This is a genomic window from Pseudomonas brassicacearum, assembly GCF_003732175.1.
In the GTDB taxonomy this organism is placed as follows: Bacteria; Pseudomonadota; Gammaproteobacteria; order Pseudomonadales; family Pseudomonadaceae; genus Aquipseudomonas; species Aquipseudomonas brassicacearum_G.
The window spans coordinates 266616-281564 of the sequence record NZ_MOBI01000028.1; the positions used below are offsets into that span (position 1 = coordinate 266616).

12 protein-coding genes and 3 tRNA genes are annotated in these 14949 nt (G+C 60.1%); all 15 read left to right on the forward strand.

Annotated elements, in window-relative coordinates; translation table 11 throughout:
- Positions 1–10 precede the first annotated feature (10 nt).
- The 15 genes from asd to BK658_RS25875 all read left to right on the forward strand — a co-directional run bounded on the left by asd (position 11) and on the right by BK658_RS25875 (position 14935).
- Entirely contained in the window at positions 11–1123 is a 1113-nt protein-coding gene (asd, locus tag BK658_RS25800) for an aspartate-semialdehyde dehydrogenase (RefSeq protein ID WP_123584763.1), read from the forward strand.
- Between the two features lie 251 nt (positions 1124–1374).
- Positions 1375–2385, forward strand: a complete 1011-nt coding sequence (locus BK658_RS25810) for an aspartate-semialdehyde dehydrogenase (RefSeq protein WP_123584765.1) — start codon at positions 1375–1377, stop codon at positions 2383–2385.
- A gap of 206 nt (positions 2386–2591) precedes the next feature.
- Complete coding sequence (locus BK658_RS25815) at positions 2592–5234, forward strand: motility hub landmark protein FimV (RefSeq protein ID WP_123584766.1); 2643 nt, start codon at positions 2592–2594, stop codon at positions 5232–5234.
- Positions 5235–5537: 303 nt separating this feature from the next.
- On the forward strand, positions 5538–6362 hold the full coding sequence (truA, locus tag BK658_RS25820) for a tRNA pseudouridine(38-40) synthase TruA (protein WP_123584767.1): 825 nt from the start codon (positions 5538–5540) through the stop codon (positions 6360–6362).
- 63 nt (positions 6363–6425) lie between these two features.
- Entirely contained in the window at positions 6426–7049 is a 624-nt protein-coding gene (locus BK658_RS25825; RefSeq protein WP_123584768.1) for a phosphoribosylanthranilate isomerase, read from the forward strand.
- 218 nt (positions 7050–7267) lie between these two features.
- Entirely contained in the window at positions 7268–8188 is a 921-nt protein-coding gene (gene accD, locus BK658_RS25830; RefSeq protein WP_123584769.1) for an acetyl-CoA carboxylase, carboxyltransferase subunit beta, read from the forward strand.
- On the forward strand, positions 8185–9492 hold the full coding sequence (folC, locus tag BK658_RS25835) for a bifunctional tetrahydrofolate synthase/dihydrofolate synthase (RefSeq protein WP_123584770.1): 1308 nt from the start codon (positions 8185–8187) through the stop codon (positions 9490–9492). Before accD ends, folC begins: the two co-directional genes overlap by 4 nt.
- Positions 9476–10138, forward strand: coding sequence for an SPOR domain-containing protein (locus tag BK658_RS25840; protein WP_123584771.1), 663 nt, complete (start codon positions 9476–9478; stop codon positions 10136–10138). Before folC ends, BK658_RS25840 begins: the two co-directional genes overlap by 17 nt.
- Before the next feature lie 98 nt (positions 10139–10236).
- The gene (locus BK658_RS25845) at positions 10237–10797 is read left to right on the forward strand and encodes a CvpA family protein (RefSeq protein WP_103319170.1); all 561 of its coding nucleotides are present in this window, start codon (positions 10237–10239) and stop codon (positions 10795–10797) included.
- A 41-nt stretch (positions 10798–10838) separates the two neighbouring features.
- The gene (gene purF / locus BK658_RS25850; RefSeq protein ID WP_054596632.1) at positions 10839–12344 is read left to right on the forward strand and encodes an amidophosphoribosyltransferase; all 1506 of its coding nucleotides are present in this window, start codon (positions 10839–10841) and stop codon (positions 12342–12344) included.
- 66 nt (positions 12345–12410) lie between these two features.
- On the forward strand, positions 12411–13622 hold the full coding sequence (locus tag BK658_RS25855) for an O-succinylhomoserine sulfhydrylase (RefSeq protein ID WP_123584772.1): 1212 nt from the start codon (positions 12411–12413) through the stop codon (positions 13620–13622).
- On the forward strand, positions 13619–14395 hold the full coding sequence (locus tag BK658_RS25860; RefSeq protein WP_123584773.1) for an SDR family oxidoreductase: 777 nt from the start codon (positions 13619–13621) through the stop codon (positions 14393–14395). Before BK658_RS25855 ends, BK658_RS25860 begins: the two co-directional genes overlap by 4 nt.
- A gap of 160 nt (positions 14396–14555) precedes the next feature.
- Positions 14556–14631: transfer RNA gene (locus BK658_RS25865), tRNA-Val, on the forward strand.
- A gap of 56 nt (positions 14632–14687) precedes the next feature.
- A tRNA-Asp gene (locus BK658_RS25870) sits at positions 14688–14764 on the forward strand.
- A gap of 94 nt (positions 14765–14858) precedes the next feature.
- A tRNA-Asp gene (locus tag BK658_RS25875) sits at positions 14859–14935 on the forward strand.
- The last annotated feature ends 14 nt before the right edge of the window (positions 14936–14949 follow it).

Sequence of the window (14949 nt, forward strand, 5' to 3'; positions counted from 1 at the left end):
TGTAGTTGCGATGAAACGTGTAGGTCTGATCGGTTGGCGCGGTATGGTCGGTTCCGTGCTCATGCAGCGGATGCTGGAAGAGCAGGATTTCGATCTTATTGAGCCGGTGTTTTTCACCACTTCCAATGTCGGTGGCCAAGGCCCGTCCGTGGGTAAGGATATTGCTCCGCTCAAGGACGCTTACAGCATTGAAGAGCTGAAAACCCTCGACGTGATTCTGACCTGCCAGGGTGGCGACTACACCAGCGAAGTCTTCCCGAAACTGCGCGAAGCCGGCTGGCAGGGGTACTGGATCGACGCCGCTTCCAGCCTGCGCATGCAGGATGACGCGGTCATCGTTCTGGACCCGGTGAACCGCAAGGTCATCGACCAGCAACTCGACGCGGGCACCAAGAACTACATCGGCGGCAACTGCACCGTCAGCCTGATGCTGATGGGTTTGGGCGGTCTGTTCGAAGCCGGTCTGGTGGAGTGGATGAGCGCCATGACCTATCAGGCAGCCTCCGGTGGCGGCGCGCAGCACATGCGTGAACTGATCAAGCAAATGGGTGTGACCCACGCCGCTGTTGCCGATCAACTGGCCGATCCGGCCAGCGCCATCCTCGACATCGATCGTCGTGTCGCCGAAGCCATGCGCAGCGACGCGTACCCGACCGAAAACTTCGGCGTGCCATTGGCCGGCAGCCTGATCCCGTGGATCGACAAAGAGCTGCCGAACGGTCAGAGCCGCGAAGAGTGGAAGGCCCAGGCCGAGACCAACAAGATCCTCGGTCGCTTCAAGAACCCGATTCCGGTGGACGGCATCTGCGTACGTATCGGCGCCATGCGCTGCCACAGCCAGGCGCTGACCATCAAGCTGAACAAAGATGTGCCGATCGCCGATATCGAAGGGCTGATCAGCCAGCATAACCCTTGGGTCAAGCTGGTGCCGAACCAGCGCGAAATCAGTATGCAGGAGCTGAGCCCGACCAAGGTCACCGGCACCCTGAACGTACCGGTTGGCCGTCTGCGCAAGCTGAACATGGGGTCGCAGTTCGTCGGTGCTTTCACCGTTGGCGACCAACTGCTGTGGGGCGCGGCCGAACCGCTGCGTCGCATGCTGCGGATTCTGCTGGAGCGTTGATTCGCTGATGTAATGAATAAACCCGCATCTCGAAAGAGCTGCGGGTTTTTTTATGAGCATATGATCGTTGATAGTTCCCACGCTCCGCGTGGGAATTCAGCCCGGGACGCTCCGCGTCCCAACAGCGGACGCAGAGCGTCCATTGAGGCGTTCCCACGCAGAGCGTGGGAACGATCGGTGTTGTGACGAATTGCCTAGGCATCCGTCGACCGGTAAAGTGCCGCTCCCCCCGTTTCGCCTGAGGTAGATCCATGAGCCAGTCCTTTGATATCGCCGTCGTCGGCGCCACCGGTACTGTCGGCGAAACACTCGTCCAGATTCTTGAAGAGCGCGACTTCCCTGTAGCCGACCTGCACCTGCTGGCCAGCAGTGAGTCGGCAGGGCATTCGGTGCCGTTTCGTGGCAAGAACGTACGGGTGCGGGAAGTCGACGAATTTGATTTCAGCAAGGTCCAGCTGGTGTTCTTCGCCGCCGGCCCTGCGGTCACCCTGAGCTTTGCGCCGCGTGCCACGGCCGCCGGTTGCGCGCTGATCGATTTGTCCGGCGCCTTGCCAGCGGAACAAGCACCGCAGGTGGTGCCGGAAGCCAACAGCCAAGTGCTGGCCGGTTTGAAAAAGCCGTTTCAGGTGAGCAGTCCAAGTGCATCGGCCACCACCCTGGCCGTGGTGCTGGCGCCATTGCGCGAATTGCTCGACCTGCAGCGAGTGACCGTCACTGCCAGCCTGGCCGTTTCCGCGCAGGGCCGCGAAGCAGTTTCCGAGTTGGCACGGCAGACAGCAGAACTGCTGAATGTTCGCCCACTGGAACCGCGTTTCTTTGATCGGCAAATGGCCTTCAACCTGCTGGCACAAGTCGGCACCCCGGATGCTCAGGGCCATACGCTGCTGGAAAAACGCCTGGTTCGAGAGCTGCGCGAGGTCATGGCGCAGCCTTTATTAAAGATTTCTGTCACTTGCATTCAAGCCCCGGTGTTTTTCGGCGATAGCTTTAGCGTGACCTTGCAGTCAGCCAAGGCTGTCGACCTGGCGGCGGTGAATGCTGCGCTTGAGGCGGCGCCGGGTGTCGAGCTGGTCGAGGCGGGCGATTACCCGACGCCGGTAGGTGATGCGGTAGGGCAGGACGTGGTCTACGTCGGTCGGGTTCGCAGCGGTATCGACGACCCGGCGGAACTTAATGTGTGGCTGACGTCAGATAACGTACGCAAAGGCGCCGCACTCAATGCGGTGCAGGTGGCTGAGTTGTTGATAAAAGACCTTGTGTAAAAGATACTTGGCAACAATTTGCAAATTTATTCTAGTCGTACAGGCCGCAAGGCCTGAATGCTGGAGGCGAGCCGCCATCAGGGGCTTCCAAGGGCATCAGTGAAATAAGCGCGCGCAGAGACTCTTCGAGGCTGCGCGCAATGCCTTACGGCAGCGGTATCAACACCTTCTCGCTTGCCGAGGAAAGTTCAACAAAGGATGAGGCTATGGTTCAAGTTCGCAAACTGGTGTTAGCAATAGCGGCCGCCTCGGCGCTGTCCTCCGGTATGGCGCATGCCCTCGGGCTTGGGGAATTGACCCTGAAGTCGACCCTGAACCAGCCCCTGGTGGCAGAAATCGAATTGCTCGACGTCAAGGACCTCACCGCTGCCGAAGTGGTGCCGAGCCTGGCGTCGGCCGACGATTTTGCCAAGGCGGGGGTTGATCGTCAGGCGTTCCTCAATGACCTGACGTTCACGCCAGTGCTCAATGCCAACGGTAAAAGCATCCTGCGGGTGACTTCAAGTCAGCCACTCTCCGAGCCAATGGTGAAATTCCTGGTTCAGGTGATGTGGCCAAGCGGCCGACTGCTGCGCGACTACAGCGTGCTGCTCGATCCGTCCAAATTCTCGCCGCAGACGGCTGACGCTGCTGCACAACCCGCACCGGCTCAAGCGCCAGCGGTCAACGCACCAGTGACTGGCGCGAGCAAGCCTGTGCAGCACGTCACGACGCCGCGCGACACCTTGTGGGAAATTGCCGCGAAAGCGCGCAATGGCGGCTCGATCCAGCAAACCATGCTGGCGATTCAGGCGCTGAACCCGGACGCCTTTATCGATGGCAACATCAATCGGCTCAAAACCGGTCAGGTTCTGCGTCTGCCGGACGCTGCACAAAGCGCCAGCCTGCCGCAACCTAAAGCCATCGCCGAAGTCGCCGCGCAGAACACGGCCTGGCGTCAAGGGCGTCGCTCGGTTCACCGGGTGCAAGCGCAACAGCTTGATGCAACCAAGCGCGGGCATGATGTGGTCGCGCCGCAAGGCACTGCCAAGGACAAGCTGAGCCTGGTCTCGGCCGAGTCCGGCAAGAAAGGTGGTAAAGGCGCAGCGGGCGATAGCAAGGCCATCGGCAACAAGCTGGCGGTAGCCCAGGAAGGCCTCGATACGACCCGTCGCGACAATGCCGAGCTGAAAAGCCGCATAACTGACTTGCAGAGTCAGATGGACAAACTCCAGCGCTTGATCGAGCTGAAAAATAATCAATTGGCCAAGATGCAGGCAGAAGGCGCGGGGGCGGATTCTGCTGCTCAACCTTCGGCGGCGATGTCGGCTGATCTGGTTGCCCAGCCAGCGGCGGCGCCTGCAGCCGCGCTAGCCTCGGATGCAACGCCGGCCGCAGTGCCTGCCGAGGCGCCGATTCAGGCAGCTCCGGCAGCGAGTGACGAGCAAAAGTACAACGAACTGCTGACCAATCCGGTACTCCTGGGGCTGGTGGGTGGCGGTGCGGTGGTGGTGCTGTTGCTGCTGTTGTTGCTGGCGCGTCGGCGCAAGGCTCAACAGGAAGCCGAGAAGCACAAGCGCATGGCGAAGGCGCTGGCTGAAGAGTCGGACTTGACGCAAGACCTCGATCTGCCGGAAAGCAGCTTCGAGGGCCTTGAAGTGCCGGCGCCAGTCGTCAAACTTGCAACGCCTCCAGCTCCAGCTCCAGCTCCAGCTCCAGTCGTAGCGCCGGTGGTAGTGACACCGCCGATTGCCGCGCCATTGGTGGCGCCTGCGGCCGAGCGTTCGGATGACGTTCTGGCGCAAGCCCAGTCGCACATCAATGCCGGGCGTTTGAATCAGGCAGCCAGCCTGCTTGAAGACGGTATCAAGCAAGAGCCGCAACGCAGTGATCTGCGCTTGAAGCTGATGGAAGTCTACGGCCAGCAAGGCGATCGCAGTGCGTTCGTGGCGCAAGAGCGTCAGCTGGTTGCCAATGGCAAAAATCATGCTGACGTTGAACAGCTGAAAAGCCGCTTTCCGGCGATGGTTGCCGTGGCAGCTGTTGGCGGCATCGCCGCCGCAGCGGTTGCCGCCGAGCTGGATGCGCAGTACGTCAAGGACCTGCTGCACGAGGAGCCCAAGGCGCCGGAGCCTGAAGCTGCACCGGCCGATGATGACTTCGATAGTGCCTTCGATCTGAGTCTGGATGATCTGGAAGCAGCATCGCCAACGGTCGTTACGCCAGAGCCAGAGCCGGAGTCAGAGCCGGCGCTGGATCTGGAGGCTTTTCCGCTCGATGACGATCTGAGCTTCGAATCTGTTCTGCAACAGCAGACCGAAGCCAAGGACAGCCTGGATGATCTGTCGGATTTCGACCTTGATCTGGGCGGCGACGTGCCGGATTCGACGTTGGCCGACGACGAGTTCCTGCTCAACCTCGACGACGATCTGAAAGACCTGCCAGTGGTCGAGTCGCCTGCGGTCACCGAAGCGGCGCTTGATGATCTGGAGTTGCCGGCCGATTTCGATCTGTCGCTGGCGGATGAAATCGATGCTCACGCCAAGCCTGAGCCGGACGATTTCATGTCCGAGCTGGACGACGTCAATGCCGAGCTGGATCGTCTGTCCGGTAGCCTGGAGCACCCGCCTATCGCCGAACCAAGCTTCACCGCTGAAGATGCGGCGGCGGGGATGGAGATGGAGATGGGTGAGCCCGATTTCGATTTCCTCTCGGGCACCGACGAAGTCGCGACCAAGCTGGATCTCGCGCAGGCTTACATCGACATGGGTGACAACGACGGCGCACGGGACATCCTTGGTGAGGTGCTCAGCGAGGGTAATGACGGTCAGAAGAGCGAAGCCAAGGAAATGCTGACGCGTATGGCCTGATTGACCAGTAACGCATAACGAAAACGGCAGCCCATTGAGGCTGCCGTTTTTGTTTCAGGTCAGCAAGTCCTCATAAAACGGGGCTTCGGACTCCAGCATGCCGGGTTTTATCCGGCTTGCCGTTATGTGTTTATCTATATAGCGAAACTGCGGCGACGCGTGCAAATGTCAAATTGCTTATCGGGGCTCGAACAAAAAGCACCATGAACATGGCGTCCCGGCACTGCAGCCTTATAATGCCCGCCTTTGCGTAGATCAGCAGGCTGTCACTCCTTGGCAAATATAGATAACCCGGCCGCCGAAATGGCGGCCGACGGCTTTTTCCGGATCGCGTTGGGCGTTGAATACAAAGGCTCGCGCTATCGCGGCTGGCAGCGTCAGGCGTCCGGTGTGGCCACCGTGCAGCTAGCCCTCGAAACGGCCCTGTCGAAGGTCGCGGACTCGCCGGTGTCCTTGCACTGCGCGGGTCGCACCGACGCCGGCGTGCACGCCTGTGGCCAGGTGGTGCATTTCGATACCCAGGTCGACCGTTCATTGAAGGCCTGGGTCATGGGCGCTAACATCAACTTGCCCCACGACATCAGCGTTAGTTGGGCCAAGGTCATGCCGGCGCACTTTCATGCGCGTTTCAAGGCGATTGCCCGGCGTTATCGGTATGTGATCTACAACGATCAGATCCGTCCGGCGCACCTCAACGAAGAGGTCACCTGGAATCACCGGCCGCTGGACGTCCAGCGCATGGCCGACGCGGCGCAGCATCTGATCGGTACCCACGACTTCAGCGCTTTTCGCGCCGGACAGTGCCAGGCCAAGTCGCCGATCAAGGAAATCCATCACCTGCGCGTCACCCGGCACGGCAAGATGATCGTGCTGGATATCCGCGCCAGTGCGTTCCTGCATCACATGGTGCGCAACATCGCCGGTGTGCTGATGACCATCGGTGCCGGTGAGCGTCCGGTGGAATGGGCCAAAGAAGTGCTGGAAAGCCGGATCCGCCGTACGGGTGGCGTCACGGCTCATCCATTCGGGCTGTACCTGGTCCAGGTCGAGTATCGCGACGAGTTCGAGTTGCCCGAGCGTTACATCGGTCCGCACTTCCTGACCGGCTTCTCGGAACTTGACGGCTGACGCCCTCGAATGCATTTGCTACCATCCGGGACTTTCCCGGATTTGCCCTGAGGTTCAAACGACATGTCAGCCGTTCGCAGCAAAATTTGTGGGATTACCCGCATTGAAGATGCGTTGGCAGCAGTTGATGCCGGGGCGGACGCGATTGGTTTTGTGTTCTATGCCAAAAGCCCGCGAGCAGTGACGGTGCAGCAGGCCCGGGCGATCATCGCCGCGTTGCCACCATTCGTGACCACGGTGGGTTTGTTCGTCAATGCCAGCCGCTGCGAACTCGGTGAGATTCTCGACGCGGTGCCGCTGGACCTGTTGCAGTTCCACGGCGACGAAACCCCGGCCGATTGCGAGGGTTACCATCGGCCGTACATCAAGGCATTGCGAGTCAAGGCGGGCGACGACATCGCTGCCGGCTGCAATCTTTACGCTAAAGCCAGCGGCATTTTGCTCGATACCTATGTCGAAGGTGTTCCCGGCGGAACCGGCGAGGCCTTTGACTGGTCATTGATACCGCAAGGTTTGAGCAAGCCGATCATCCTTGCCGGTGGGCTGTCGGCGGCCAATGTGGCCGAGGCCATTGCCCGGGTTCACCCTTACGCGGTGGATGTCAGCGGTGGGGTAGAGCAGAGCAAGGGCATCAAGGATCACGCGAAGATTCGCGCGTTTATACAGGCAGTGCGCAGTAGCGTGTAGTTGATGTGACGGCTGGCAGTCTGCCGCCGTCCATTGCACTGTACGAAACAGGTGTACTGCATAAGGCAGGCATGGCTGAGGGTTGTTGGGTTGTACGAAGGTCAGTCTTGCTGACCCGGCCATCCATCGATCATCGCCGCACACATGAATTTAGCTCAAGGGCATACACGGGGCTGCGAACCAAAGCGTTCGGGCCGCTGGTACTGGAGAAAGAAAGCATGAGCAACTGGTTAGTAGACAAACTGATCCCTTCGATCATGCGTTCCGAGGTGAAGAAAAGCTCGGTGCCTGAAGGTCTGTGGCACAAGTGCCCGTCCTGCGAGGCGGTGCTGTATCGTCCGGAGCTGGAAAAGACCCTGGATGTTTGCCCCAAGTGCAACCATCACATGCGCATCGGCGCGCGTGCGCGGATCGATATTTTCCTGGATGCCGAAGGCCGTGCCGAACTGGGTGCTGACCTGGAGCCGGTTGACCGTCTGAAATTCCGCGACGGCAAGAAGTACAAGGATCGCCTGACCGCTGCGCAGAAGCAGACCGGTGAAAAAGACGCACTGATCTCCATGAGCGGTACCCTGCTGGGCATGCCGGTGGTGGTGTCGGCATTCGAATTCTCCTTCATGGGCGGTTCGATGGGCGCGATCGTCGGCGAGCGCTTCGTGCGTGCGGCCAACTACGCGCTGGAAAACCGTTGCCCGATGATCTGCTTCGCCGCTTCCGGCGGTGCACGGATGCAGGAAGCGTTGATCTCGCTGATGCAAATGGCCAAGACCTCTGCGGTACTGGCGCGTCTGCGCGAAGAAGGCATTCCGTTCATTTCCGTGCTGACCGACCCGGTCTACGGCGGTGTTTCCGCTAGCCTGGCGATGCTCGGCGACGTCATCGTCGGCGAACCGAAAGCCCTGATCGGCTTCGCCGGTCCGCGCGTTATCGAACAGACCGTGCGTGAAAAACTGCCGGAAGGCTTCCAGCGTAGCGAGTTCCTGCTGGAGCACGGCGCGATCGACATGATCATCGCGCGTCATGAATTGCGGCCGCGTCTGGGTAGCCTGCTGGCACAACTGATGGGTCTGCCGACGCCTGAATTCGTGGCTGCGCCAGTCGAGCCCATCGTGGTTCCGCCGGTGCCTGCAAACCTATGACCGAACGTACCCTTGGCGACTGGCTCGCCTACCTTGAGCAGTTGCATCCGTCAGCCATCGACATGGGGCTTGCGCGCTCGCAAGAGGTAGCGTCCCGGATGGGATTGGGCAAGCCGGCGCCTCGGGTGATCACGGTCACCGGCACCAATGGCAAAGGGTCTACCTGTGCGTTCGTGGCGTCATTGCTGCGGGCGCAAGGGCTCACGGTCGGTGTCTACAATTCTCCGCACCTGCTGCGTTACAACGAGCGGGTGCAGGTCAATGGCGTCGAAGCCACTGATGCGCAGTTGTGCGAAGCCTTTGCAGCAGTCGACGCCGGACGCGGTGAAATTTCCCTGACCTACTTTGAAGTGGGTACTCTGGCGGCGTTCTGGCTGTTTCAGCGTGCAGGTCTGGATGCGGTTGTGCTGGAAGTCGGCCTCGGCGGACGCCTGGATACCGTCAATCTGGTGGATGCCGATGTCGCACTGGTCACCAGCATTGGTGTTGACCACGCCGATTATCTCGGCAATACCCGCGAATCCGTTGCCTTCGAAAAGGCTGGCATCTTCCGTCAGGGCGCGCCTGCGCTCTGTGGTGACCTCAATCCGCCTCAACCTCTGCTGGATAAGGCGCGCGAACTCAATTGCCCGTTCTTCCTGCGGGGTCGTGATTTCGATTTGGGCGTTACCGAGCAGAACTGGCAGTGGCGGGGCGTCGATCCTCAAGGGCGTGCGATAGAGTTGCACGACTTGCCGCTGCTTGATTTGCCGATGGAAAACGCCGCGCTGGCGCTGCAGGCATATGCGCTGCTGGGTTTGCCATGGCAGGCTGAGCAAATTGTCGCTGCATTGAAGGCGACGAAAGTGGTCGGGCGTCTGGATCGCCGCCAGTTCAACTGGCACGGCAAGCGCCTGAACCTGATGCTTGATGTGGGTCATAACCCGCATGCGGCCGAGTATCTGGCCCAGCGTTTGGCTCGCCGACCCATAGCAGGTCGACGGTTGGCGGTATTTGGTTTGTTGGCTGACAAGGATCTCGATGGAGTTGTCGGCGAATTGAGTGGTAGTGTCCAGCATTGGGCTGTCGCCCCGCTAGATTCTGCGCGCGCACGTCCGGTTGCGGATTTGCAGGCTGCGTTGCAGAACCTTGGGGCGTCGGTAACATCCTATGCAAGTGTCGCGGATGCCCTGGAAGGGCAATGCGCGCTGGCAACGGCGGAAGATGAAATTCTGCTGTTCGGATCATTTTATTGTGTTGCCGAGGCCCTCGAATGGTTGGCTCGGCGCTCCACGGAGGAAGCTGCACATGGCTTTGCTGGATAACGCGTACAAGCAGCGGATGGTTGGGGCTCTGGTTCTGGTGGCATTGGCGGTGATTTTCTTGCCAATGCTGTTTTCCCGGGAAGATGAGCAGCGTCAGGTGGTGGTTCATGCCCCGGCTGCACCTCAAGCCCCGGCAATGCCGCAGGTACAGATCGAGCCCGTGGTGGTGCCGGAGCCGCAAGCGTTGCCGCAGGAGCCGGTTCCAGGCGATGATGAGATTGCTGCCGAGCAAGCACCTTCCAAGCCGGTTGCCCCCAGCGCTCCTATCGCGCCAGCGCCGGTTGTCGCCAAGCCGGTAGCGCCGGCTCCTGCGCCCAAGCCGACACCGGCTCCGGCTCCGGCGCAACCGGTCGCGGCGGCGCCGAGCAAGCCTGACACCAACCAGAGTCGCGTCGATGCCAATGGCCTGTCGGTCAGTTGGTCGGTGCAGTTGGCCAGCCTGTCGAGCCGTGAAAGCGCCGAAAGCTTGCAGAAAACCCTGCGCAGCCAGGGTTACAATGCCTATATCCGTACCGCCGATGGCAAGAACCGGGTGTTTGTCGGGCCGTTGATCGAGCGTGCAGAAGCCGATCGCCTGCGTGACCTGCTGGGTCGTCAGCAGAACCTCAAGGGCTTTGTCGTTCGCTTTCAGCCTGAACGCGGCTGACGCTAACTGACTGATTTCAAATGCACTTGCAATCGCAGCTTACCGACAGCCATGGGCTCTGCTAAAATGCGCCGCCTTATCCGTCTGTAGGCTGCACTGTGCCATTTACCTGGGTTGACTGGGCGATCGTCGCGATCGTCGCCATCTCCGCTTTGATCAGTCTGAGCCGCGGCTTCGTCAAGGAAGCCTTGTCGCTGCTGACCTGGATCATCGCAGGAGCCGTTGCCTGGATGTTCGGTGGCTCACTGTCCGAGTACCTCGCCGGATACATCGAAACACCGTCGGCTCGCGTGATCGCGGGCTGTGCCATCATCTTTGTCGCCACCTTAATAGTGGGCGCAATGATCAATTACCTTATCAGCGAACTGGTTCGTGTCACCGGCCTGTCCGGGACCGACCGTTTTCTTGGCATGGCCTTCGGCGCGGCGCGTGGCGCGCTGCTGGTGGTCACCGCCGTCGGGCTCTTGAGCCTGGGCCCGGTACAGCAGGATAAGTGGTGGCAGGAGTCAAGGCTCGTGCCACAATTTCTATTGGTTGCAGACTGGTCCAAAAACCTCATATTAGGGTGGAGCAGTCAGTGGCTGGCCAGCGGTATCAGCGTACCCGCTGACATACCGTTCAAGGAGCATCTCTTGCCGACGGCCAAAACGCCGCAGTGAGATGTGTTCAGTTCAGTTTCATTAAGTAGGGGTTGCGTCGCATGTGTGGCATCGTCGGTATCGTCGGTAAGTCGAACGTCAATCAGGCGCTGTATGACGCGCTAACCGTCCTCCAGCACCGCGGCCAGGACGCTGCCGGAATCGTGACCAGCCATGATGGCCGGTTATTCCTGCGCAAGGACAATGGTCTGGTTCGTGACGTGTTTCATCAGCGTCACATGCAGCGCCTGGTCGGTCACATGGGCATTGGCCATGTGCGTTATCCGACTGCAGGCAGCTCGACTTCGGCCGAAGCTCAACCGTTTTACGTCAACTCGCCGTATGGCATCACCCTGGCGCATAACGGCAACCTGACCAACGTTGAACAGCTGGCCAAGGAGATTTACGAATCTGACCTGCGCCACGTCAACACCAACTCCGATTCGGAAGTTCTGCTCAACGTGTTTGCTCACGAACTGGCCCAGCGTGGCAAGTTGCAGCCAACCGAAGAAGACGTGTTTGCGGCCGTCACTGACGTGCACAACCGTTGCGTGGGTGGTTACGCGGTCGTGGCCATGGTGACCGGTTATGGCATCGTCGGTTTCCGCGACCCGCACGGCATCCGTCCGATCGTCTTCGGTCAGCGTCATACCGACGAAGGCGTCGAATACATGATCGCCTCCGAAAGCGTTTCCCTGGACGTGCTCGGTTTCACCCTGATTCGCGACCTCGCGCCGGGCGAAGCGGTCTACATCACTGAAGACGGCAAGTTGCACACCCGTCAGTGTGCGACCAACCCATCGCTGACTCCGTGCATCTTCGAGCACGTCTACCTGGCGCGTCCGGATTCGATCATCGACGGCGTTTCGGTTTACAAGGCTCGCCTGCGCATGGGTGAGAAACTCGCCGAGAAGATCCTGCGCGAGCGTCCGGAGCATGACATCGACGTGGTCATCCCAATTCCGGACACCAGTCGCACCGCAGCCCTTGAGCTGGCGAACCACCTGGGCGTGAAGTTTCGCGAAGGCTTCGTGAAGAACCGCTACATCGGCCGGACCTTCATCATGCCGGGCCAGGCTGCACGGAAAAAATCCGTACGCCAGAAGCTCAACGCCATCGAACTGGAATTCCGCGGCAAGAACGTGATGCTGGTGGACGACTCGATCGTTCGCGGCACCACCTGCAAGCAGATCATCCAGATGGCTCGCGAAGCCGGCGCCAAAAACGTCTACTTCTGCTCGGCAGCGCCAGCCGTGCGTTACCCGAACGTATACGGCATCGACATGCCAAGCGCGCACGAGCTGATCGCTCACAATCGTACGACTCAGGACGTGGCTGATCTGATCGGCGCTGATTGGCTCATCTATCAGGACCTGCCTGACTTGATCGAAGCGGTCGGTGGCGGCAAGATCAAGATCGAGAACTTCGATTGCGCGGTATTCGACGGCAAGTACGTCACCGGTGACGTCGACGAGGCTTACCTGAACAAGATCGAGCAGGCGCGTAACGATGCCTCCAAGGTCAAGACGCAGGCAGTCAGTGCGATCATCGATCTTTACAACAACTGAGTTTCTACCGGCCCTGAGGGGCCGGTTTTGTATCTACCCATAAAGAACAAGGCAAGGAGTGACAGCATGAGTCAGGAGTGGGATGCCGGTCGGCTGGACAGCGACCTCGATGGCGTAGCGTTCGATACCCTGGCCGTACGCGCCGGTCAGCACCGTACGCCGGAAGGCGAACACGGTGATCCGATGTTCTTCACTTCAAGCTACGTGTTCCGTACCGCTGCCGATGCGGCGGCACGCTTCGCTGGTGAAGTGCCGGGCAACGTTTACTCGCGCTACACCAACCCGACCGTTCGCTCGTTCGAAGAGCGGATTGCTGCTCTTGAAGGTGCCGAGCAGGCCGTGGCAACGGCTACCGGCATGGCGGCGATCCTGGCGGTGGTGATGAGCCTGTGCAGTGCTGGCGATCATGTGCTGGTATCGCGCAGCGTGTTCGGCTCGACTATCAGCCTGTTCGAAAAGTACTTCAAGCGTTTTGGCATCGAAGTCGATTACGTGCCTCTGGCTGAACTGTCCGGCTGGGACGCGGCGATCAAGGCCAACACCAAATTGCTGTTCGTCGAATCGCCGTCCAATCCTTTGGCCGAGCTGGTGGATATCGCTGCGTTGTCGAAAATCGCTCACGCCAAGGGCGCGATGCTGGTGGTCGACAACTGCTTCTGCACGCCAGCCTTGCAGCAGCCGCTGAAGCTTGGCGCGGACGTGGTCGTGCATTCGGCAACCAAGTTCATCGACGGCCAGGGCCGTTGCATGGGCGGCGTAGTGGCTGGTCGCAGCGAGCAGATGAAAGAAATCGTCGGCTTCCTGCGTACCGCCGGGCCGACCTTGAGCCCGTTCAACGCCTGGATCTTCCTCAAGGGTCTGGAAACGTTGAACCTGCGCATGAAGGCGCATTGCGCCAATGCTCAGCAACTGGCCGAGTGGCTGGAGCAGCAGGGCGGCATCGAGAAAGTCCATTACGCCGGCCTCAAGAGCCATCCGCAGCATGAGTTGGCTCAGCGTCAGCAGAAGGGTTTTGGCGCCGTGGTGAGTTTCGAGGTCAAGGGTGGCAAAGACGGCGCCTGGCGCTTTATTGATGCCACGCGTTTGATTTCAATCACCGCCAACCTCGGTGACAGCAAGACCACCATTACCCATCCGAGCACCACCTCCCACGGTCGCCTGGCGCCGCAAGAGCGTGAGGCGGCCGGGATTCGCGACAGCCTGATCCGCATTGCGGTCGGCCTGGAAGATGTGGCTGACCTGCAAGCAGATCTGGCGCGCGGGCTGGCTGCCTTGTGATCGAGTTGTCCGCGCCTGCGAGTGGCGCTAATGGTCGGGTTGCACTGGTCACCGGTGCTGCCCGCGGCATAGGCCTGGGGATTGCCGCCTGGCTGGTCAGCGAAGGCTGGCAGGTGGTGCTGACCGATCTGGACCGTGCGCGCGGCTCGAAGGTTGCCAAGGTGCTGGGTGACAATGCCTGCTTCATCGGCATGGACGTGGCCGATGAACAGCAGGTGGCTCAGGGCGTCGCCGAGGTGCTTGGGCGGTTCGGTCGCATCGACGCGCTGGTGTGCAATGCAGCCGTCGCCGACCCGCACAACATCACATTGGAAAGCCTCGATCTGGCGTACTGGAATCGGGTGTTGGCGGTGAACCTCAGTGGGCCAATGTTGCTGGCCAAGCACTGTGCGCCTTACTTGCGTGCTCATAGCGGCGCCATCGTCAATCTGGCCTCGACCCGAGCGGCGCAGTCGGAGCCGGATACCGAGGCTTACGCGGCGAGCAAGGGCGGTTTGTTGGCATTGACTCACGCCTTGGCCATCAGTCTGGGGCCAGAGATTCGGGTCAATGCGGTCAGCCCCGGCTGGATCGATACGCGTGATCCAGCGACGCGGCGTGCCGAACCGCTGAGTGATGCAGATCATGCTCAGCATCCGGCGGGCAGGGTAGGGACCGTCGAGGATGTGGCGGCGATGGTGGCCTGGTTGCTGTCGAGGAATGCCGGGTTTGTCACGGGCCAGGAGTTTGTGGTCGACGGTGGCATGACCAAGAAAATGATTTATAGCGATTAACCGAGGTGCCGGGGCTGCAGTGGATGGGGCTTGAGGTTGAGGGTGTCGCTGATTGGCGCCCAGGAAGATGACATAAATTTGTCTTTTTCAGAAAAACTTCAAGCAGGCTATTGACTTAGCTTCGGTATCTGCGTAAATTTCGCGGCCTCAGAGAAGCAAAGGGTGATTAGCTCAGCTGGGAGAGCGTCTGCCTTACAAGCAGAATGTCGGCGGTTCGATCCCGTCATCACCCACCACTTCTTGAGAGTCTTGCGAAAGCAGGAAGGAAGCTGTAAAAAGCCTCCACCGACGCGCAGCGGTAGTTCAGTCGGTTAGAATACCGGCCTGTCACGCCGGGGGTCGCGGGTTCGAGTCCCGTCCGCTGCGCCATATTTTCCAGATCGGGTTTTCCCGGTTTGAGATTGAAAAGCTTACAGCTCTTCAATCCGACAAAGGTTCACACAGACGCAAGTCTGAGCGATACGCAGCGGTAGTTCAGTCGGTTAGAATACCGGCCTGTCACGCCGGGGGTCGCGGGTTCGAGTCCCGTCCGCTGCGCCATATCTGCTTCAAGG

Coding starts and splice junctions, on each gene's coding strand:
- asd (WP_123584763.1), top strand. CDS start 11: ATGAAACGTGTAGGTCTGATCGGTTGGCGCGGTATGGTCGGTTCCGTG.
- BK658_RS25810 (WP_123584765.1), top strand. CDS start 1,375: ATGAGCCAGTCCTTTGATATCGCCGTCGTCGGCGCCACCGGTACTGTC.
- BK658_RS25815 (WP_123584766.1), top strand. CDS start 2,592: ATGGTTCAAGTTCGCAAACTGGTGTTAGCAATAGCGGCCGCCTCGGCG.
- truA (WP_123584767.1), top strand. CDS start 5,538: ATGGCGGCCGACGGCTTTTTCCGGATCGCGTTGGGCGTTGAATACAAA.
- BK658_RS25825 (WP_123584768.1), top strand. CDS start 6,426: ATGTCAGCCGTTCGCAGCAAAATTTGTGGGATTACCCGCATTGAAGAT.
- accD (WP_123584769.1), top strand. CDS start 7,268: ATGAGCAACTGGTTAGTAGACAAACTGATCCCTTCGATCATGCGTTCC.
- folC (WP_123584770.1), top strand. CDS start 8,185: ATGACCGAACGTACCCTTGGCGACTGGCTCGCCTACCTTGAGCAGTTG.
- BK658_RS25840 (WP_123584771.1), top strand. CDS start 9,476: ATGGCTTTGCTGGATAACGCGTACAAGCAGCGGATGGTTGGGGCTCTG.
- purF (WP_054596632.1), top strand. CDS start 10,839: ATGTGTGGCATCGTCGGTATCGTCGGTAAGTCGAACGTCAATCAGGCG.
- BK658_RS25855 (WP_123584772.1), top strand. CDS start 12,411: ATGAGTCAGGAGTGGGATGCCGGTCGGCTGGACAGCGACCTCGATGGC.